Raw genomic sequence first — 20,493 nt, forward strand, 5'->3', positions numbered from 1 at the left:
ACTTATTGAACTCTTTATCACTTTTATTTCTTGGATTTGTACCGTAAAGATGCTGATCTTTTATTTGATAATCCTTTTTCTCTAATACTCCAGCCAATAGATTATCCAAATAAGGTAAACGTTCGTAAACTAAGACATACTGCTGTTGCCTTGTACATATTCAGAAGGAATAACCACTTGTCCCCCCTTAATAGATATCTACAAAACATTTTTGTTTGCACGTGACACTAGATATGCTGGCATGGGTTCGTGAAGTTTCCAAATAATACTCACTGGTTTACTTCCAGAGTGGCTAATATAATCAGCAGTTCCTAAGAAAATGAATGGTGAAGTATAGCCTGACTCTACTTTATATTCACGAACAAAAAGTGCAATTTTATTCCCTGTATCGCGATGATGTATATATCTTATAGCTGTTGGACTTGTATTGGCGGTTCTACTTTGTGATTGCCAATGAAATAATCGATCGTTGATAGCATAATCTTCATACAATGTAGATGGCGAAAAATCTTTGTCTGATTTGTTTAACGTAATAAAAAATATGTCCGTTTTTTCTGATTCAAAATATTTTACACCCTCACGAAATGCTGGATTGCGCTCTTCATTATAATATCCAAAAGCTGCAAGTATTTGATCAGTAGTATAGTGTGCATGGACTCTTAGAGGTGAAACATAATTAAATGGTGATTTTTTCTCAAGTAATCGTAAATTTTCAAAACACACTTCTAAAACTTGTAGAATTTCATTTTTGAGTTGATCTTTCTTAATGATTACCTGTATTCCTTCATGCATAGAACGGAATCCAAAATCCCTCGGTGGTCCACTAAAAAATGAATAATAAAGCATACCAACCATTCGTTGGTGCTCTTCGGTTAGTATCTGCCCACTTTTTAAATAATTTCGATAAAATTCTAACAAATCTAATGAATCTAGATGAAATAATGTGTGAATTCTTTTGGTGACAAGCGCTTCATACTCAGCAGAAAAATTTTCTGTTATTCCAGCTTCTACTTTCATTCTTTCAAAAGTCCTATTTCTACTATTACCGTATACATCAGTCAGTGTAAATTGATGAAAACGCAAAAAATTTTGCAACGTTAATGCTTGACCAGAATCTGTTTCAAAATACTTTATTTTATCTATAATTCTTTGTTTATTTACCTTAGTAGCTTTAATATTTCTCAATATATATTCTTTTGCCTGTTTTTCCATCTGAATAACAGAGCCTTTAGGTAAGTGAAAAAAACCATTTTCCACATAATGTTGAATCGAATGCCTAGTTCTTCCGACAAGCGCTCGAAACTTTTCTTCAAATGGATAATCTTTATGAGCTTGTCCAACAAAATCTAATACAGTCAAACACTCTTTATCGTCTGCAAGTCGTAAGCCTCGTCCAAGTTGTTGTAAAAAGACCGTTAAACTTTCTGTTGGTCTAAGGAATAGAATAGTATTTATTTCTGGAATATCTATTCCTTCATTGTATAAGTCAACAACAAAAATGAACTTCACTTCACCCTTCGACAATTTTCTTTGAGCAGCTTGTCTTTCTTCTGTCGATGACTTTCCATGAAGTGCAATGGACGGAATTTTTTTCTGATTAAAATAAGCTGCCATATACAGTGCATGCTCTACTGATACGCAAAATCCTAATCCCTTAACTTCATTAAGAGAATTAACATATTTTTGTATACTTTGGATGACCAGGTCACTCCTACGATGATTAGCTGTATAAGCGTTTGTTAGTTCTTTAATATCGTAGCCCTTTCTAGACCATTTAATGCCTGTTAAGTCTACATTGTCTGTCACGCAAAAATAATGGAAAGGGCTTAGAAGCTTTCTATCAATTGCTTCGGTTAGTCTCATTTCAGATGCAATACGGTCTTCGAAATAACTTAATACATTTTCATTGTCCATCCGTTCTGGTGTAGCTGTTAATCCAAGTAAAATTGTGGGGTTATAGAATTCCAATAAAGCCCGATATGATGGTGCAGTGGCATGATGGAACTCATCTACAATAATGAAATCATAGAAATCATCCGATGTATTCTCTTTCATTTTTTTGCTATTCCAACTTTGAATACTCATGAACAACTGATTAAATGATTTAGGTTCATATTTTCCAACAAACATCTCCCCAAAGTTTGCATCTTTTAGTATCGAACGAAACGTCATCATGCTCTGGCGGAGAATTTCTTCTCTGTGTGCAATAAACAATAGTTTTGCTTCAGGCTTCTTGCGCAAAAAACGCTTAAAATCAAATGCAGAGATAACAGTCTTACCTACACCCGTCGCTGCAACTACAAGATTTTTCATATGCCCATGAGCTACCCTTTCTGTTTCCAGCTCATCTAGTATTTCTCTTTGATAATAATAGGGTTGAATATCGAAAAAATAAGATGCATTTTCTTCTGCTACTACGTCCTTTGTTAATGAATGCAGTAACATTTCCCAATTGTTAGTTTCTCCATTAGATAATGACTTAAACTCCTCATCATTCCAATAACTTTCAAAGGTCGCTTCAAATTTACGAAGAATATCAAAAGAGTCCTTTTCCGTCACTTTTAGATTCCATTCCAAACCCGAAGTTAAAGCTGGGTTTGATAAATTCGAAGAGCCAATATAAGCAGTGCTAAATCCTGTATTTCTCTTAAATAAATAAGCCTTTGCATGAAGACGAGTTCTTTTTTTATCTAGAGATACCCTTATTTCTGTGTTAGGTAATTTACTTAACTCCTCCAGTGCCTTGTAATCAGTTGCTTCCATATAAGAAGTAGTTATAATTCGAAGTTTTCCACCTCGTTCGGCAGTAAATTCACGAAGTTCATTAAGAATAATTCTAAGACCTGACCATTTAATAAAGGAAACAAGCCATTCAATTTCATCGGAAGAAGCAATTTCTCTTTTTAATTCCTCCAACATATTTGGCTCATAATGAGAACCTGTAAAGAGAGAGCTTTGAGAGATTGAAGTAATCGGACGTGCCGGTTTTTCACTACGAAGTGCACGAACAGTGTTTAACTTTTTATATACCGAAGTAAGCACTTCCCCACGCTCTTCTAGTTGTAGTGTAGCAATTTCACTGTCTTGAAGTTTGTTGCTAAGTAACTGAATAATTTCATTGCAAGTACGAATTTGCAATAAAAGTGCTTCGTCATCAGCTTTTGCATCTTGTCTCATATAAGAAAGTGCTTTTTTAGTCACTTCTGAAATATAGGAAGCAAGATAGACCTTTGCTTCTTCTACATTCAACTTTTCTGTATCTATAGCATATATATCAGTAGAAAGCCTTCTTAGTTCTGAGTTAATATCCTCGTTAATGAGTTGCTCGTAAATTCCTTCTTTCAAATTTAGCACCACCAAGTTAGTTTGTAATGGTTATTTCTATTAGCTTTGCAACTGCCGGCATGTCAGCTGGTGTCCACTTTAGCTCTGCTAATTTTTTTCTAGAAACCCATTTTAGTTCAACATGTTCTGTCACGAGAGGGATTCTGAAAACAACTTTTCCATATAAGTTTCGAATCTTATTCAATTATTCTATAAATACCTCTTCCTATTCTCTCAAAATCATTGGATACTGTTCCATGATGCTTAGGTGCATTGGCGCAACATTTCGATATGATGTGGGTTCTAATCGTGCTATCTTTGTAATTTGTTTCACGATTTCTCATCACATTCAATACTTCTCTAACAGTAAAACTTTTGACCTCTCTCTCTTTTGTAATAAATTTAACAACTTCTATTATTTCATCTCTTGCTGAAGTATTATTTGTCTTATCCATTTTGATATCCCCCTTATCTCTTTGGAGTAATAGTTTTATTCAAATACAAAGAAATTCAATTAAAAAACAAAAATGTTAAGTGTCTCTTCTCTACTTCACTACATACTTACGTTTTGAAAAGTTAGAACATCTTTGAAGCTTTCCATATTTACCATTTCTCGTAGCTAGTTGCTCGTTATAACGTGGAAAGATTTTGATATTTAGAGTTGCTTATAATTTTGTTGATTTATTACTAATATCCTGTACATGGGTTTTACAATATTCTTTACTAAAATATTTAAGCCTTCAATCCTTTTAAATCGTTTAGCTAAATCTGTCGATATTACCGTTCGCTTATTTTTCGTTTCAATCATCACATTAGACACCGTATCTAGAAACTACGAAATGATCAATTTGGATCGTTCTGTTCTTGTATGGCAGTAGTAAGTCATGCAATACAGCATATTGATTTGCATCTTAGCGACTTAATAGTGCGTTAACATTACTTTCCTCTAGACTTCCTTTTATTTGGGGAGATTTTGTTGCTTCAAAACCAAAAATAAAATAGTTGAGATTAAGATAATTCTCCTCCCTTTTCTAGTTCAATTAGTAATATAAGATACTTTGTTAATTTAGATATATCGAGCACTTTCATTTTTCTTGAGAGGAAAACAGATTTATATTCTTATCTTAATAAACCATTAATACTATTATCGAAATATTCCGACTGGAAATCACACATTTTTACAAGATATATCTATTCATATAGTGACAATCTGTCTGTTCAATCTCTTTTCACTCTATCAAAATATCTATTCCTTGTAAATTTTCCATAATAATATTCGACACTTTTATTTGTAGAAGTATTGGTTTTACTTTAAGTATAATAAAAAAGACCCTTGATGCATCTGCATCAAACGGCCATTGAGCTATCTTTCTATTAATTTGTGCTCAAGTTATCCCATACCAAGTTTTCAAAAAGGCAATGTTTCATCTTTTAAATCAACTTCCTCTTCGATATAACCCAACTCATCCCAATACTCTTTCAAAATACCATATGGGGCTCCGCCTTCTGTATAACCTGCGATAAATGCGAATTCCCCAAACAACTCTTCCTCTGTTAATATATTATCCTTCATTTTACTTTTTCTCTTTTTTCTCATGCTTCTCTTCCCTTTTTAAAGGCTTTTACTGAACCCAATAGGAATCCCTATTTTAGTTCTTAATCTTTTCTCAAAACTTGGAACTCTAAAAAGTATTCTCTTCCAGTTACTTTTTCAACTTTCGAAAGAATTTTGCTATAGTAATTTTTTTGGACCCAATCCATTTGAAAAGTATTGCTGCAGTTTATACAAAGGTGTTGATCTTTTATTTTTATGGCCCATGTACTTTTCAACCATGTTTCAAATGGAGCTGGTGGGATGTCACGCTTAAGTAACTCTAATACCATCTCCCAGTCTGAGAATTCTTCTCCAACAATTATTTTAGATTTTTCCTCTTGGATCTTCTTTTCTCTATCTGGGTCATCTATATCTTCCAATAGTAGCTTAAACGTCCCTACTCCTGGTATCTTGATTGTTGAGACGGGTTCAGCTTTCTTCATGTTTTTCAAATGATGAAAAAGGTCAGCTTCGGATTCTATATTTATCATTTTTTCACATACCCTTTCAAGAATTTATTATATTAGATAATAATACATCTATAATGAGGGATTATCGAGTTGCAATCTAATTATCCAATACTAAACCCAAAAGAAAATACATACAGTATATATAGCCCAAGTGTGGCGTAGGTTAGTTGACGAAAGGAGGATTATGTGGATAAATCGTCGTCAGATCAAAATAAAAAGGAACAGCAATTAGAACAGTTTCGTATGAACAATGATGGGAAAAAGCTTACCACCAATCAAGGACTAAGAGTATCCAACGATGAAGATTCATTGAAGGCTGGGATACGTGGTCCAACAATTATGGAGGATTTTCATCTTCGAGAGAAAATAACCCATTTCGATCATGAGCGAATCCCAGAGCGAGTGGTGCATGCTAGAGGATACGCTGCTCATGGAGAATTCGTGTTGTATGAATCGATGACGGAATATACGAAAGCAGGCTTTTTGCAAAAAGCTGGTACAAAAACTCCTGTGTTTACGAGGTTTTCCAATGTTGTTGGTAGCTTGGGTTCCCCAGATACAGTTCGTGATGTAAGAGGTTTTGCGGTTAAGTTTTATACAGAGGAAGGAAATTATGATTTAGTTGGAAACAATATTCCTGTCTTCTTCATACAGGATGCTATGAAGTTCCCTGATCTTATCCATGCTGTTAAGCCAGAACCACATAATGAAATGCCACAAGCAGCTTCTGCACATGATACATTCTGGGATTTTGTTGCAAATAATCAGGAGTCAGCTCATATGATTATGTGGCATATGTCTGATCGCAGCATACCAAAGAATTATCGGACGATGGAAGGGTTTGGGGTAAACACTTTTCGTTTTGTCAATGCAGAGGGAGTTTCTAGATTTGTGAAGTTCCACTGGAAGCCTGTACTGGGGGTTCATTCGCTTGTATGGGATGAGGCTCAGAAAATTTCTGGGAAAGATCCAGACTTTCAGCGACGGGATTTATGGGAATCAATCGAAAATGGCAATTATGCCGAGTATGAACTGGGTGTGCAGTTATTAGACCAAGCTGATGAATTCAAGTTCGACTTTGATGTGCTTGATGCAACCAAAATTTGGCCAGAAGAGCTAGTGCCTGTAAAAATAATTGGTAAGCTAACATTGAATCGAAATGTCGACAATGTTTTTGCGGAAACAGAGCAAGTAGCATTTCATCCAGGAAATCTTGTGCCAGGTATCGATTTTACGAATGATCCGCTTTTACAGGGGCGATTATTCTCGTATATAGATACACAATTACTCCGGCTTGGTGGTCCGAATTTTACGGAAATTCCTATTAACCGACCAATTTGTCCATTCCATAATAATCAGCGAAACGGCTTTAGTCGTCAGACAATAAATGTCGGTCAAGTAAGTTATCACAAAAATTCGCTCGCAAATAATACACCTTCCACAAGTACAGCAAAAGAAGGTGGATTTGTACATTACGCAGAAAAAGTAGAAGGACGCGTCATTCAGGCAAGAAGCGAGTCATTTAATGACCACTTCTCGCAAGCAAGACTTTTCTGGAACAGTATGTCGCCTCCGGAAAAACAGCATATTATTGATGCATTTTCTTTTGAGGTTGGTAAAGTTAACAGTCGAGATGTAAGACAGCAGGTGGTAGATATGTTCGTTCATGTAGATAAAGCAATGGCAACCAAAATTGCGGATAACTTAGGGGTAAATAGACCGACCGGGGAACAATCCCAAGTCACTGCCTCCTCCCCTGCACTTAGTCAAGAAAACACTGTAAGGGTTCCTCAAACGCTGAGAGTGGCTGTGCTAATCGGTAACGACTTTAATCTTCCCGAAGTAGAATCGACTATAAAAACACTAAGACGGTACGGTGTAGACTATAGAATTGTGAGCGAAAAATTCGGGACTATTAGAAGTTCAGATGGACAAAAAGTGAGGGTAAACGAAACATTCCTTACTACCTCTCCTGTTTTGTTTGATTCGGTCTATGTCGTTGGGGGATTAGCTAACCATCAAGCAAAGTTAAATTCGGATATAACCAACTTCATAAATGAAGCCTATAAGCATTATAAGCCAATAGGTGTAGCGACTTCCGGAGTTCCTTTTTTCAATAATTCCAATGCAAAACCGGGACCCGGAATTGCATTTGCTTCAAATAACCCCGATTTCGGAATAGAGTTTGTTAACATTATCGCTCAACAACGGTTTTGGGATCGCGATATTTACTAGATGGTACCAGGTTCTAACACAATTTTAGCTTTTGTTAGAACCTGGCACTCGTTTTATATTTTAATAGTTTTTACAGTCATTATTGCAGCAATCCTTTTGTGTATTCGATATAATCCGTAAAATATCCATCCACATTGAAGGCCTTGACACGTTTCTGCTCCTTTTTCTGTGTTTTATGATCGGTAAAGTACACATGAACTTCTTTTCCTTTTTGATGTAGTTCATTAACTACATCTAAATTTACATCCATTGATTCAATCCCAATGAATGGATAGGGAGATAACAAAGCATCGTTTAGATCAAATTCCCCTTTACTATATAACAAAGTTAAGGGGATTTCAGGATCTAATTCATGTATTTTGTTTAAACTTTTTCGGGAAAAGGATTGAATTGTGACTAACCCTTTTGATATCAAATTGTTTTCTTGCAACAATTTGATTAAGGTTTCCTCCATCTTTAATTCGCCGTTAACCATCCTTGTCTCGATATAGTAATGTTCTGAATCTGTGAAAGTTGCAATGATTTCTGTTAATGTTGGTATTTCTTCCGACAATGTTTGACCTTTGTATACCCCTATGGTTGGAATGGATTTGATTTCTTCCAAAGAATAATCTATAACTTCCCCGTTTCCGTTCGTTGTACGGTCAATGGTTTTATCATGCATTGCAACTAGTGAACCGTCTTTCGTCATACGCAAGTCAATTTCTAATGCATCAACATCATCTTGTGCAGCAACTTTATAAGCTAGTACCGTCGCTTCATTTACTCGGTCATTGGCACCGCGATGTGCAATTATTTTTGGTGATTCTGCTACAGACGGTGTAATATATATCGCTTTGTTTGAAACTTTATGGGATTGGGTTACTATATTAGTTTTAAATAACCCTAAAATAGATACGATTGCTGCCATTGACAGTATAGTAATTAATACATTTTTTTTGAACAATTACTTCCGCTCATTTCTAAAAGGATAGTCATTCCCTATCTTCACACTTTTTTGATCTTTCATAATCATACTAGATAAAATAAGAGAAAAAAGTATGGATAAATATACTTTTTTCTCTCGAATATTATTCTATCTATTTACTCGCCTCTTGCAGCATTTGCTTGTTTAATTGCAGCATTATATTGATCAACTGCTGTAGTATATGCTTCGTTAACATCTCCACCATTATAGATCACTTCAAGAGCGGTTTCCATAATTTTACGTCCTTCTGGGAGCATATCCATTAAAGCCCCTTGTGTTGCATAAGAAGCTTTTGTATCTTGTAACTGGTCAACTGTAACTTGTAATTGTGGTTTTTCAGCATGAGCATCTTTTACAACTTGTTCTTCATATGCACTTGGGTTGATAGCAAAGTAACCTGTACCGACATGCCACTCCGCTTGTACTGCTGGAGTTTGTAAATATTTCATGAACTCCCAAGCAGCTTTTTGTTCTTCTTCGGATTTACCATCAATCATCCAAAGACTTGCTCCACCAATAACAACACCTTGACGTTCTTTATTTTCTGGATGTGGCAAGTAAGCAATTCCTACTTCAAATGGTGCATTATCAATCACATCTCTTGAACTAGCAGAGGATTGTAAAAACATGGACACATCACCCGCTAAGAAACCAGCCATCATGTTATCTCCATTTGTACCATAGTTAGCAAATGTTTCATCATCAACCATACGTTTTACCCATTCTAAAATAGATTTACCTTCTTCTGCAGTCCAACCAATTTCAGTAGGAGTATCCGTACGCCCATTATCATTGTTCAATAATAATGCACCTTGGTTAGCTAATAATTGCTCCCATAACCAACCATATGCTTGTAATGCAAAACCTTTCATCTCTGGATTAGATTCAACGATTTTTTTACTTGCTTCTTCTACTTCTTCATATGTTGCTGGTGGAGTTTCTGGATCAAGTCCTGCTGCTTTAAATGCATCTTTGTTGTAATACATGACAGGTGTTGATGAGTTAAACGGCATTGAATAGAATGTACCATCTAAAGAATAGTAATTCGTAATGTTTTCTTCTAATCCACTCATATCATATCCGTCTGCATCGATTAACTCTTGAATTGGCTTAATTTGTCCGCTATTAATCATTGACATCGTACCTATTTCAAACGTTTGGATTACTGTTGGTGCACTATCAGATCCAGCAACAGCATTAAATTTGGTTAATGATTCATCATAAGTTCCTTGATATTCAGCATTTACTGTAATATCATCTTGAGATGCATTGTACTCTTCCACAATTTTGTTCAATGCTTCCTGACCAGCTCCACCCATAGAGTGCCAAAAAGTTACCACTTGTTTTTCTGCACCTTCTGCGGAATCAGTTGTATCTCCATTACTTGTTGATTCTTTTGCAGAACCTTCTTTTGAACTACATGCTGCTAAAAATAATACAAGACCAAGTGCAAGGAATACGAGTAATTTTTTCATTGTTTATTCTCCCTTTTTGTTTTGAATTTAGATTATTTTAAGGCACCTTCCGTTAATCCTTTTTGAAGCTTTTTCTGTCCAAAGAACAATAATATTAAGGTTGGAACAATAACAATGACAGCACCTGCCATTATGACACCCCATTCGTTTAACTGTTCCTGGGTTTGTAATTGCTTTAAACCGATTTGGACAGTACGTACTGTATCATTTGTCGTCGAAAGTAGTGGCCATAAGTACATATTCCAAGCGGATAAAAAACCGTAAATACCTAATGTCACCAAACTAGCCTTGGATACAGGTAATACGACAGATACATAAAATTTAAAATCACCCATCCCCGCAATTTGACTGGCTTCTCTTAACTCCTTTGGTATTTGTTTAAAATTTTGCCTTAACAAAAATGTACCAAAGGCTGTCGCAAAAAACGGTACGGCCAAGCCAGAATAGGTATCAATCCATCCTAAATCACGTATGATTTGAAAGTTTGGAATAATGGAAGCTTCAAAGGGCACCATCATTGTCGCGATAAATAAGTAGAATAATAAATCTCTTCCTTTAAACTCTAGGAAGACAAAAGCATAGGCAGCCAAACTAGATAAGACAAGTTGTCCAATCATTATTACAATAGAAACTGCTAAACTATTTAATAGATAACGAAGTAAAGGAAAACGTTCAAAGGCATGTACATAGTTATCTAAAGTTAATGTACTAGGTATACTTCCGGTTAAAATATCTTTATTGGTCATGAAGCTCATCATAATGGCCATAATCATTGGTCCTGCTACTATAAGAGCTGAAAGAATCAGTAATACATAAAAAATGACTTTTCGGCCGTTAGATATGGTCATTGATAGTGAACCTTCCTTTCCCCAAGCTTAAATTGCAATGCGGTCATTAGTAAAATCAGGATGAATAATACAATTGCTTGGGCACTTGCAGATCCAAATTTATAATTCACAAAAGCCTCTCGATAAATCGAGTAAACGATTAAATTGGTTTCATTTATCGGTCCTCCCTGTGTTAAGATATCGATTTGACCAAAGGATTGAAAAGCATTAATAATCGTCACCGTTATTACAAAAAACATGGTTGGAGACAACATTGGTATAGTTATTCTTCTTAATTTGTATAAATATCCTGCACCTTCAATATCAGCACTTTCGTATAAAGATGAATCGATAGATTGCAAACCACCTAACAAAATTAAAAAAGTAAATCCAACATTCATCCAAATTGTGGTAATGGATACAGCTATTAGAGCCCATTTTGGATCTGTTAGCCAACCAATTGCTTCAAACCCAAACGATCCTAATACTTGGTTAAGTAATCCCATCGATGGATTAAATAAATACAACCAAAATACAGATGCAGCTGCAACGGATACTCCCATCGTTGAGGAATAAATCGTTCGGAAAAAGCCAATCCCTTTTAGTTTTTCATTAGCAATAATAGCGAGAAATAAACTAATGATTACGGATGCAGGAACTGTATATAGAACAAACAAAAACGTCGACTTCATACTTTTTAGAAAAATGGGCGAGCTAAACATGTTTAAATAGTTTTCCAATCCAACAAAAACAGTTGGATCTCCGTTAGCTTTTGTTAAGAAAAAACTTAAATAAATAGTACGAAACATCGGATAAAATAAGAAAACACTAAATAAAATAATGGAAGGTAATAAAAAAGCTATCCCTTTTATAAAGCTTTTGATTCTTTGTTTCTTTTTTACTTGCACCATATCTAATAGACTGGTTTCATTTATCTGAGCCGTGTTAGTCATACTCATATAGCTAAAACCTCTTGTTCTTTATCTTTCAATGCAGATTGAATTAAATTACCTGTTTCTGAATCAAAGAATAATAGATTTTCAGGTAATATTTGTACAGGTACTTTTTGACCTACATGAATGGACCATTGTCCTGGCCATTTGGCCGTCCATAATTCTGAACCAACGTCAAATGCAATCGACGTTTCATTTCCTAATTGTTCAACGTTGACCACTTCTAAAAAGTGATTTGTATTTTCATTTGTCCCAGGCAGTAAATGCTCCGCCCGAATACCAATAGTCAACTTTTTATGATTGTGTATATCTTTTACAAATGCAGAATTGAAGGCGATATGTAATTGATCTTCCACGATTAATTCCTTGCCGTTTTCTGAAAATATGGCTTTTCCCATATTCATCTTTGGAGAGCCAATAAAAGAAGCAACAAATAGATTGGCCGGTTCATTATATAGGGTAATTGGTTTACCAACCTGTTGAATTTTCCCATCATTTAATACCATTATTCTGTCGCCCATCGTCATTGCTTCTACTTGATCATGGGTAACATATATCATGGTCATTCCAATTTTTTTTTGCAATCTACGAATTTGAACGCGCATATTAGCTCGAAGTTTGGCATCCAAGTTGGAAAGTGGCTCATCCATTAAACAAAGTGGAGCTTGACTTACAATAGCTCGCGCTAATGCAACACGTTGTCTTTGACCGCCCGACAGCTCTCTCGGTTTACGAGCTAACAATTCCGTTAGTCCCATCATTTCAGCCGCTTCTAATAATCTTCTTTGTCGTTCCTGTTTATCAACTTTTTTTGCCTTTAAACCAAAGAGAATATTCTCCTCTACTGATAGATGTGGATATAAAGCATAGTTTTGAAAAACCATTGATAAGTTACGTTCCTTCGGTGGAATATGATTAACTGCTTTATCGTTAATCTTTAAAACACCTCCAGAGATTTCTTCCAGCCCCGCAATCATTCTGAGTAATGTACTTTTTCCAGATCCAGAAGGACCAACAAGTACAAAGAACTCACCTTCATCTATTATTAAATTGATTTCGTTCAATACGTCTTGTTGTTTATCGTATGACTTCGAAACCTCAACTAACTCAATTTGACTCATACTCAACCTCCCCTTTCTAAAATGTGGGCGTAGGGTTATTAAATCATAAAGAATGAGTTAAAACAGGAATTTTACAGACTTCTAACTAATACTTTACAAATATTAAGAAAGTTAACAACTACCTTACAATTTTTACATTTGATTGACCCTACTAAAGTGAAAAGTGCCAGATTCTAACACAATTCAAATTTGTGTTAGAATCTGGCACCCAATTAATATGTAAACTTTTTTTATTCTTTTTCATCCATCTTTCGCTTTAAATATTCTGCAATTTCTGTTTGCCCAAATTCTTTAGCATACTCGTAGACATTCATATCCTTAATATTTTCTCCGGTGTATCTAATTGCAATATCTATTTCTTTTTCAACCAGAAGCTCAACCACCTCTTTATGTCCGTTATAAATTGCTCCAAACAACGGGTTTCTTTTTGCCAAGCTCACATCTAGTTCTGCCCCGCGCTCTATTAGATACTTTACTATTTCAATATACCCTGATCCAGCAGCCAAATTTAAAGCAGAAGCATCAAATGTACCACCCCTGGCATCAATATCTATTCCTCTTTGAATTAAATATTGAACTATTTCGAGGTGTCCATTTTTGGTAGCTACATGCAACCATGTTCCAAATGGTGTCATTGAATGTAAGGATTCTGGATTATCGCCTATTAAACGATTTACTTCATTCATATCCCCAAGCTTTATAGCATTTCTAATAGCTTTATTTAGACTTTTTTCAGCCATAACCTTACCTCCTGTATTTCTGTTCTCATGTAATAGCTATACCTTAAAAATCTTCAAGAGCTTCAGAAAAACGAAAGCTACTAGATTAATTTTTTAACCCCTTTGCTTATTCGTACATCGCGTTTTTTATCCCTTTTCATCCATCTTTCGCTTTAAATATTCGGCAATCTCTGTTTGCCCTCTTTCAATAGCAAACTCAAAAGCTCCCATATCTATCATAGTATCTCCTGAATACTTAAGATTAATATTAATGCCACGCTGAACAAGATACTCTACTATTTCAAGGTGCCCACCATAAATCGCTGAGAACAAAGGATTTCTATTAGGATCACTTTCATCTAATATTGCACCTTTATCAAATAAGTACTGCACAATACTAATTTTACCTTCACTAGCTGCATGTGCAATAGGTGCTGACTTTGGTACACCTTCATTAATATTAATATCTACCCCAGACTCAACGAGAAACCTTATCATATTTAGCATACCAGCTCTAACAGCAACATGTAGCCAGGTTCCATAAGGTGTTACAAAATCAAGCAGGCTTTTATCTGAGATAATTATCTCTTTTACTCGTTCTATATCGCCACTTTTAATTAGATCATAGATTTTTATAGCTTTTTCTTTTTTATCCATATAATCCTCCGAACATATCTTTATTTCGTGAATACTACTTCATTCAAGCCCCTAAAAATGGGTTGAAAAAGCCTGTTAAATTGGTACCGTTTAGACTTATTCCCGGGGAAATAATTTATTCCTTTTCGTCTAGCCTTTTCTTTAGGTACTCAGCAATTTCTGTTTGCCCAAATTCTTTAGCATACTCATAGGCATTCATATTCTTCATATTTTCTCCGGTATATCTAATTGAAATATCTATTCCTTTTTCAACTAGAAGATCCACTACTTCTTTATGTCCTCCATAAATTGCTCCAAATAACGGGTTTCTTTTTGCTAAACTCACATCTAGTTCTGCCCCTGCTTTTATTAAATATTTTACTATCTCCAAATGCCCTGCTCCTGCAGCCACCCTTAAAGGAGAAGCATCAAATACATCCCCTTTTGTGTTAACCTCAATGCCTTTATCGATTAGATGCTCTACTATTTCAAAGTGCCCTTTCTTTGCTGCAACATGTAGCCAGGTTCCAAATGGTGTCATTGTATGTAAGGACTCTGGATTATCGACTATTAAACGCTTTACTTCTTTTATATCTCCAAGCTTAATAGCATTTCTTATAGCTTTATTCAGGTTTTTTTCATCCATAACATTTACTCCTGTCTTCTACTATCTTGTACTAGTTAATAAAAGGTACCAAGTTCTAATACAATTTATAATTGTTACAGTACCTTATTATTATATGATTTGTTATTATCCTATAATCTTCTGAATATTCATTAATAAATATTGTATATTCCACAATCTTTCGTTACTATTAATTTATAAAAATTATTAGGAGATGTATATATTGGGAATTATAACTATGCATTTTCTATTTAATCTTTCCTTATTAATGATTTTATTTTTTATTTTTTTTCTATTAAATAAGAGAGTCGGTAGTATCCATTTACATAAACGAGCAAGTTTATTTTATTTTGTTATTTCGTTAATACTTTGTTCTCTATTTTCTTATCCCATACAAAGTGGGTATGTTCTAGATTTGAGGATCATTCCTTTTATATTGGGTGGTCTCTATTTGAGGTTCAGTCCTATTCTAGGATTTTTGGTTATATTCTTTCGAGCATTTCATGGAATAGATGTTGGATTCTTTATAGGAGTTGCGTTTTATACCGTATTCAGTTTTTTTTTATGGTATATTTCTCCTTGGTTTTTAAAACTCACTTCTAATATACGAATACTTTTTTCCGCAGGTATTACTTTACTGATAAGTGTTGGTATATTCACTATAGCATTAAACAAAGTATCTCCTGACCAATTGCTAGACATAATCATCGCCTATTTAATAGTCCCGCCACTTGGGGTTGCCATGATTTCTACCCTCATTGAAATAAGAGAAAAAAATCAACAGTTGCAACAACAGTTAGTCATCGAAGAGAAGTTGGCTGCACTCGAACAAATGGGAGCTGCAATATCTCATGAAATTAGAAATCCATTAACTACAGCAATTGGATTTATAGAGCTCCTCGACCAAGTTTCTTTGGATAGTAAAAACAGCACAAAATATCTCTCCATTATCAAAGATGAATTAGATTCTGCAGAAGGTATCATACAAGATTACTTAACCTTTTCTAAACCAATTATGGAATCAACAGAAGAATTAGATATTCAGAAAGAACTAACGCATATTTTAAAATTACTACATCCACTCGCTAATTATCATTCAGTAAAGGTTTCTACTGATTTTTCTGCCTCTGGAACTATCCAAGGAGACAAATCGAAATTCCATCAATGCTTTATCAATATTATAAGAAACTCAATCGAATCCATGCCTTATGGCGGTGCACTAATGATAAAGACGACTGCTACTCAGAACAAAATAATTATTTCTATTCAAGATACAGGAATTGGATTGAGTAAAGAACAGATTAAACGCATAGGGGAACCATATTATTCTACGAAGGGATCCGAGGGAACTGGTCTCAGCATGATGGTTGCTTACAGTATTTTACGTGCTATGAGAGGAACAATTGAAGTTCAAAGTGAGATCGGTGAAGGTACCATCTCCCAGTTTCATTTTAAGCGGCATAAAACTAAGATAAAAAGAAGATGAATCTTTTCTGCATAAAATAGTAATGGAGGAATCATACCTTGGAATTAACAGTATATTTCTTTTTTAACCTATCCTTGTTAATCGTATTACTATTTTCAGGATTTTTATGGGCAGAAAAGTCGAAAAAGTCTTGGTCTTACCGAACTATTTTCATCATCTATTTAATAATTAGTTTAACCCTCTGTTTTATTTTTACTTATCAAATAGAAGGCATTAATGTCCTTTTTGGTTTACGAAAAATTCCGTTCATTGTCGGTAGTTTATATATGGGATTAGGTCCTTTTTTGGCTGCATTCATTATGCTTGTAAGAGGGTTTTTGGGAATTGACTATGGTTTTTGGAGTACCGTCCTTTATTATGGTGGGTTTGCTATTCTTTTTTGGCGTATCTCTCCATGGTTTTTAAAACGCTCTCCCAAGCAACGAATTCTTTTTTCCGTAGGTGTAACATTTCTGTTCAGTTTTGTCCAAACTTTTACGCTGGGAATCTGGCAATTGCCTCATAGTAGCTTCAAAGTTTTATTTATTTTTTTAGTCATTCAACCAATTGGAGTCGGAATTATTTCTTATATTATTGAAGAAATTCTGATGACTATACAATTGCGTCAACGCACGATGAAGTCCAAACGGTTAGAGGCTGTGGAACGAATGGGTGCAGCTATTAGTCATGAAATTCGTAACCCCTTGACAGTAGCCATTGGTTTTGTTCAACTTTTGCAAAATAATGCTATTTCCAAAGAAAACCACACTCAATACCTCTCCATTATTAAAAACGAGCTGAAATCTGCTGAAAGAGTCATTCAAGAGTATTTGAATTTCTCTAATCCTGAAATTAATATAATGGAACCCCTAGTTGTTCAGGAAGAACTAAAACAAGCAGTTCAATCACTAAAACCATTGGCAAAGCAAAATTCGGTCAAAATAGTTTCTATTTTTTCACAGGGAGGGGTGATTGAAGGAGACAAACAAAAATTTCATCAGTGCCTTGTAAATATTATGAAAAACGCAATAGAAGCAATGCCAAACGGAGGCACATTAACGGTTGAAACGGAGAGCACCCCAACAACTGTAGGTATTCTCATGAAAGATACTGGTTCAGGTATGACGCCTGAACAAGTGAACCGTTTAGGTGAGCCTTATTATTCAACAAAAGGAAGCAAAGGGACTGGCCTTGGCATTATGGTAGTGTATAGTATCGTACGTGCTATGAATGGGACAATTCATGTAGAAAGTGAAATTGGACAAGGCACGACATTTAAATTCACATTCCCTTCCTTATCACCTAGTTTTCTAGAACCTGTAGAAACAAAGGAAACTGAGAAGGAACTTGTTGGGAGTCGATAGCTTACCCGTTCTAATACAATTTATAATTGAACTGGCACCCTTAATGTTGTTTGTATCCTGTAACACTTTCTATTCTTTTTCTTCCAGCTTTTGCTTTAGGTATTCAGCAATTTCTGTTTGCCCTCTTTCAATAGCAAATGCATAAGCATCCATATCTTGCATGTTTTCACCAGAGTATTTTATATAGAGATCTATATCATTCTCAACTAAGAATTTAACAATATCCAAATGACCACCATATATTGCAGAAAATAAAGGATTTCTATCTGGTTCACTAGTATCAATTACAATATACTTGCTAATAAGATATTCAACAATATCTAAATACCCCTTTGTAACCGCTCTTTCGAGGGCATTTGTAGAAAAGTTTCCCCCTTGTGCATTAATATCTATTCCGGCATTAATAAGAAGTTTTATTATTTCTAAGTGTCCATGAGCCGCTGCTACATGTAACCAAGTTCCAAAAGGTGTCATCCATGTTAACATTTCTGGTTCTTTCTTAAGTAAATCTCTTAATATATCTAATTGATCATTTTTAATAGCACTTCTGATATCCTTCGCAACTTTAGTCTTATCCACTTTAGTTTCTCCTTTGATTTTTATCTTCTAGAAGCAGCTTGTTTTCCAAGGTCTTCTAGTATTTCAATGATATCATCTAAGTCTGCTCCTGCAGCATCGACTGCTTCTATTGAAGTGGTTTGTTCGTAAAAAATACCAAGTTCTAAAACAAATCAGAATTGTTTTAGAACCTGGCACCTTCAATCAATCTATTTAAAAACCTTCTTTTTAAAAAAACCTTGAAGTAAATAGCCCTTCAAGGTTCTACTAAGAGTATTCTAAATACAATTACTTTTCTTCTTTATATGCTAATGCAATCTCCACTACTTCCTCTGGTGATAAATCCTCATCGTTCCAAAAAATTAAGTCACCGGGAGCAGGGTGAGGAACATTTTCTGTCTATACATTCACTTACCTCTTCATCAGATAGCTTAGGATTACATATTTTATTTACTAGTTCAACTAGTTCTTTAGAGGTTAGTTCTGATACATAATTGTGTACTTATGCTTGTTGAAATATACGACATTAGATAAAATGCTATCTTTTCAGTTTCAAATTCCCTATTAATTCTTGAATATTCTCAGCGATATGTTCAAATGTACTTCTTTCAAAATCTTCTAATTGTATTATTCCACTATGGTTCTCAATAACCACCAACAAACCATTCCCTTCAATCCCAATAGGTATCTTATTTAAACTATCCCCATGATTTTCTTTATATCCTTTCAATGACTCTCGGAATGAACTTATCTCACTGTTCGGTAAGACAGGCTCTAATGTAATATAGTGTTCCTGATAAAATCCATCTAAATCTGCAAACCAATATGAGTTAAAATATTCAACTATTGTTTTATGGAATTTTATATCAAATTCAACTTCTAAACTTGTAAAGTCTTGTGAAACAGTCATTTCTACAGGTTTCCATGAGATATATTCATCCTCATCAACTTCACCATCATAAATTATTAGATTATCTTCACTGCTAATTGGTGTTTTAAATAAAAAATCTAAACCTTCATTAGCTATCTCTTTTCTCATTTGAAAGTATATCTGCATCGCTTCTTTTATTGACAAAGTTATCACCCTTTACTTATTTAAAAATTTTTCAAGTAATTCAGCATACTCACTATCATTTCCCCAAGCACCTGCAGCTTTTTCCGCGTTATGTATACCACCTGTTCCCGGGTGTAGCTTTGAAGGCACTGCAACTGCTTGACCACCCCCACCTACGTGATGATGGATTAATTTATCATTATATAATTCTTTCATATCATATTGAGGGAAATGTTCTCTAAATGTTTTATCATTTATCGGAGAGAAACCCAATTGAATTTTTTGTTTATTTGCTTTACTTAAACTTTCCGGATATTCTTTCTTTATTTCTTTCCAATAAAAGTCTTTACCACGTAGCCAGCCTTCTGAATTGGTTCCTGGTTTACCCTTACCCACATAAGGCATTTCTACTGTAATTCTTGGGTCTGCAGTATATTTTTCTTCTAATTTTTTTAAATCTGCATTCCGATAAGTTCTTATAGGATGATTAACACTATCTGTACCCTTAACACCACTCTCCACCCTAGCCATGGAGATTATCTGATCCTTCAATCCGCTAGCATTGACTGTGTTATAAGGAACTTCACCTGCGATTGCAAACTGTGGACGGGGTCCGTAAGGTAATAGATTAGCTAATGATGCAGAGGCATTATTTACGGCTCCAGTTACTGTTGGAACAGCTGCCTTTGTGGCCACAACCCCTGATTTTGTAAGTGCACCGACACCCTTTGTTCCGACTATTGACGTGGCGACTGTGCCTAATGCGTAGGTTACCCAGTGGGCACGGGAATTGGCATCTCCATTCACCATATCACGTTCGTAGGATGTCGAGATGGCCGATTTTATTACGTTGAATGTTTCTAGTGGATTCGTAACCGCTTCTACTGTAGCGTCCAACGTGGCTTTGGGGTCCTGGATTATATCCACAATACCTGTAACAAAATCTTTTCCTACATCAAATAAACCCGTTAAAATTCCATCCACCACTTCTAAACCAGTATCTACTGCCGACTTTTCTTCCTCTACCTCACGCAGGCACATTTCTGCTTCGTTTGTCGGCGTCGTAATGGTTAACGGGGGACTACAGGAAGCCAGATCCATCCAAC

At 35.1% G+C, this 20,493-nt stretch carries 19 protein-coding genes and 2 pseudogenes; 3 read left to right on the forward strand and 18 right to left on the reverse strand.

Annotation, left to right across the window (positions count from 1 at the left end; translation table 11 throughout):
- Positions 1-198 precede the first annotated feature (198 nt).
- The 6 genes and pseudogenes from ACIP9W_RS14225 to ACIP9W_RS14250 all read right to left on the reverse strand — a co-directional run bounded on the left by ACIP9W_RS14225 (position 199) and on the right by ACIP9W_RS14250 (position 5,409).
- Positions 199-3,345, reverse strand: a complete 3,147-nt coding sequence (locus ACIP9W_RS14225) for a DEAD/DEAH box helicase (RefSeq protein WP_400790586.1) — start codon at positions 3,343-3,345, stop codon at positions 199-201.
- A gap of 16 nt (positions 3,346-3,361) precedes the next feature.
- Positions 3,362-3,529 carry an NUDIX hydrolase gene (locus tag ACIP9W_RS14230; protein ID WP_400790588.1) on the reverse strand — a complete coding sequence of 56 codons (168 nt, stop codon included), beginning with the start codon at positions 3,527-3,529 and terminating at the stop codon, positions 3,362-3,364.
- Positions 3,522-3,779 (reverse strand): DUF7669 domain-containing protein, encoded by a 258-nt coding sequence (locus tag ACIP9W_RS14235; RefSeq protein ID WP_400790590.1) that lies wholly within the window; start codon positions 3,777-3,779, stop codon positions 3,522-3,524. The genes ACIP9W_RS14230 and ACIP9W_RS14235 overlap by 8 nt, the downstream gene beginning before the upstream one ends.
- 357 nt (positions 3,780-4,136) lie before the next feature.
- Positions 4,137-4,217, reverse strand: a pseudogene (locus ACIP9W_RS14240) (nuclease-related domain-containing protein); the annotation flags it as partial.
- Positions 4,218-4,732: 515 nt separating this feature from the next.
- Entirely contained in the window at positions 4,733-4,921 is a 189-nt protein-coding gene (locus ACIP9W_RS14245; protein ID WP_400790592.1) for a hypothetical protein, read from the reverse strand.
- Positions 4,922-4,980: 59 nt separating this feature from the next.
- Positions 4,981-5,409 carry a DnaA N-terminal domain-containing protein gene (locus tag ACIP9W_RS14250; protein WP_400790595.1) on the reverse strand — a complete coding sequence of 143 codons (429 nt, stop codon included), beginning with the start codon at positions 5,407-5,409 and terminating at the stop codon, positions 4,981-4,983.
- Positions 5,410-5,631: 222 nt separating this feature from the next.
- Between ACIP9W_RS14250 and ACIP9W_RS14255 the strand changes: the two genes are divergently transcribed.
- Positions 5,632-7,623, forward strand: a complete 1,992-nt coding sequence (locus tag ACIP9W_RS14255; RefSeq protein ID WP_400791079.1) for a catalase — start codon at positions 5,632-5,634, stop codon at positions 7,621-7,623.
- A 79-nt stretch (positions 7,624-7,702) separates the two neighbouring features.
- On the opposite strand, the gene ACIP9W_RS14260 is transcribed toward ACIP9W_RS14255, so the two are convergent.
- The 8 genes from ACIP9W_RS14260 to ACIP9W_RS14295 form a co-directional block, all read right to left on the reverse strand.
- Complete coding sequence (locus ACIP9W_RS14260) at positions 7,703-8,569, reverse strand: glycerophosphodiester phosphodiesterase (protein ID WP_400790597.1); 867 nt, start codon at positions 8,567-8,569, stop codon at positions 7,703-7,705.
- A gap of 137 nt (positions 8,570-8,706) precedes the next feature.
- Entirely contained in the window at positions 8,707-10,065 is a 1,359-nt protein-coding gene (locus tag ACIP9W_RS14265; protein ID WP_400790600.1) for an ABC transporter substrate-binding protein, read from the reverse strand.
- 32 nt (positions 10,066-10,097) lie between these two features.
- On the reverse strand, positions 10,098-10,913 hold the full coding sequence (locus ACIP9W_RS14270) for a carbohydrate ABC transporter permease (protein ID WP_400790603.1): 816 nt from the start codon (positions 10,911-10,913) through the stop codon (positions 10,098-10,100).
- Positions 10,910-11,845 (reverse strand): carbohydrate ABC transporter permease, encoded by a 936-nt coding sequence (locus tag ACIP9W_RS14275; protein ID WP_400791082.1) that lies wholly within the window; start codon positions 11,843-11,845, stop codon positions 10,910-10,912. Before ACIP9W_RS14275 ends, ACIP9W_RS14270 begins: the two co-directional genes overlap by 4 nt.
- Positions 11,846-11,847: 2 nt before the next feature.
- Positions 11,848-12,966, reverse strand: coding sequence for an ABC transporter ATP-binding protein (locus tag ACIP9W_RS14280; RefSeq protein WP_400790605.1), 1,119 nt, complete (start codon positions 12,964-12,966; stop codon positions 11,848-11,850).
- Between the two features lie 230 nt (positions 12,967-13,196).
- The gene (locus tag ACIP9W_RS14285) at positions 13,197-13,706 is read right to left on the reverse strand and encodes an ankyrin repeat domain-containing protein (RefSeq protein WP_400790607.1); all 510 of its coding nucleotides are present in this window, start codon (positions 13,704-13,706) and stop codon (positions 13,197-13,199) included.
- A 126-nt stretch (positions 13,707-13,832) separates the two neighbouring features.
- Positions 13,833-14,342: an ankyrin repeat domain-containing protein gene (locus tag ACIP9W_RS14290; RefSeq protein WP_400790609.1), complete on the reverse strand. Its 510-nt coding sequence runs from the start codon at positions 14,340-14,342 to the stop codon at positions 13,833-13,835.
- 115 nt (positions 14,343-14,457) lie between these two features.
- Positions 14,458-14,967 carry an ankyrin repeat domain-containing protein gene (locus ACIP9W_RS14295; RefSeq protein WP_400790611.1) on the reverse strand — a complete coding sequence of 170 codons (510 nt, stop codon included), beginning with the start codon at positions 14,965-14,967 and terminating at the stop codon, positions 14,458-14,460.
- Positions 14,968-15,397: 430 nt separating this feature from the next.
- Between ACIP9W_RS14295 and ACIP9W_RS14300 the strand changes: the two genes are divergently transcribed.
- Positions 15,398-16,432, forward strand: a complete 1,035-nt coding sequence (locus ACIP9W_RS14300; protein ID WP_400790613.1) for an ATP-binding protein — start codon at positions 15,398-15,400, stop codon at positions 16,430-16,432.
- A 38-nt stretch (positions 16,433-16,470) separates the two neighbouring features.
- Positions 16,471-17,775: an ATP-binding protein gene (locus ACIP9W_RS14305; RefSeq protein WP_400790615.1), complete on the forward strand. Its 1,305-nt coding sequence runs from the start codon at positions 16,471-16,473 to the stop codon at positions 17,773-17,775.
- 69 nt (positions 17,776-17,844) lie between these two features.
- On the opposite strand, the gene ACIP9W_RS14310 is transcribed toward ACIP9W_RS14305, so the two are convergent.
- The 4 genes and pseudogenes from ACIP9W_RS14310 to ACIP9W_RS14320 all read right to left on the reverse strand — a co-directional run bounded on the left by ACIP9W_RS14310 (position 17,845) and on the right by ACIP9W_RS14320 (position 20,488).
- On the reverse strand, positions 17,845-18,354 hold the full coding sequence (locus ACIP9W_RS14310; protein ID WP_400790617.1) for an ankyrin repeat domain-containing protein: 510 nt from the start codon (positions 18,352-18,354) through the stop codon (positions 17,845-17,847).
- A 267-nt stretch (positions 18,355-18,621) separates the two neighbouring features.
- Positions 18,622-18,778 (reverse strand): annotated as a pseudogene (locus ACIP9W_RS22450) (bacteriocin immunity protein).
- A gap of 93 nt (positions 18,779-18,871) precedes the next feature.
- On the reverse strand, positions 18,872-19,390 hold the full coding sequence (locus ACIP9W_RS14315; protein WP_400791084.1) for a SecY-interacting protein Syd: 519 nt from the start codon (positions 19,388-19,390) through the stop codon (positions 18,872-18,874).
- A gap of 30 nt (positions 19,391-19,420) precedes the next feature.
- Positions 19,421-20,488, reverse strand: coding sequence for a hypothetical protein (locus ACIP9W_RS14320; protein ID WP_400790619.1), 1,068 nt, complete (start codon positions 20,486-20,488; stop codon positions 19,421-19,423).
- Positions 20,489-20,493 lie beyond the last annotated feature (5 nt).

It is taken from the genome of Psychrobacillus sp. NPDC093180 (assembly GCF_044754065.1).
GTDB lineage: Bacteria > Bacillota > Bacilli > Bacillales_A > Planococcaceae > Psychrobacillus.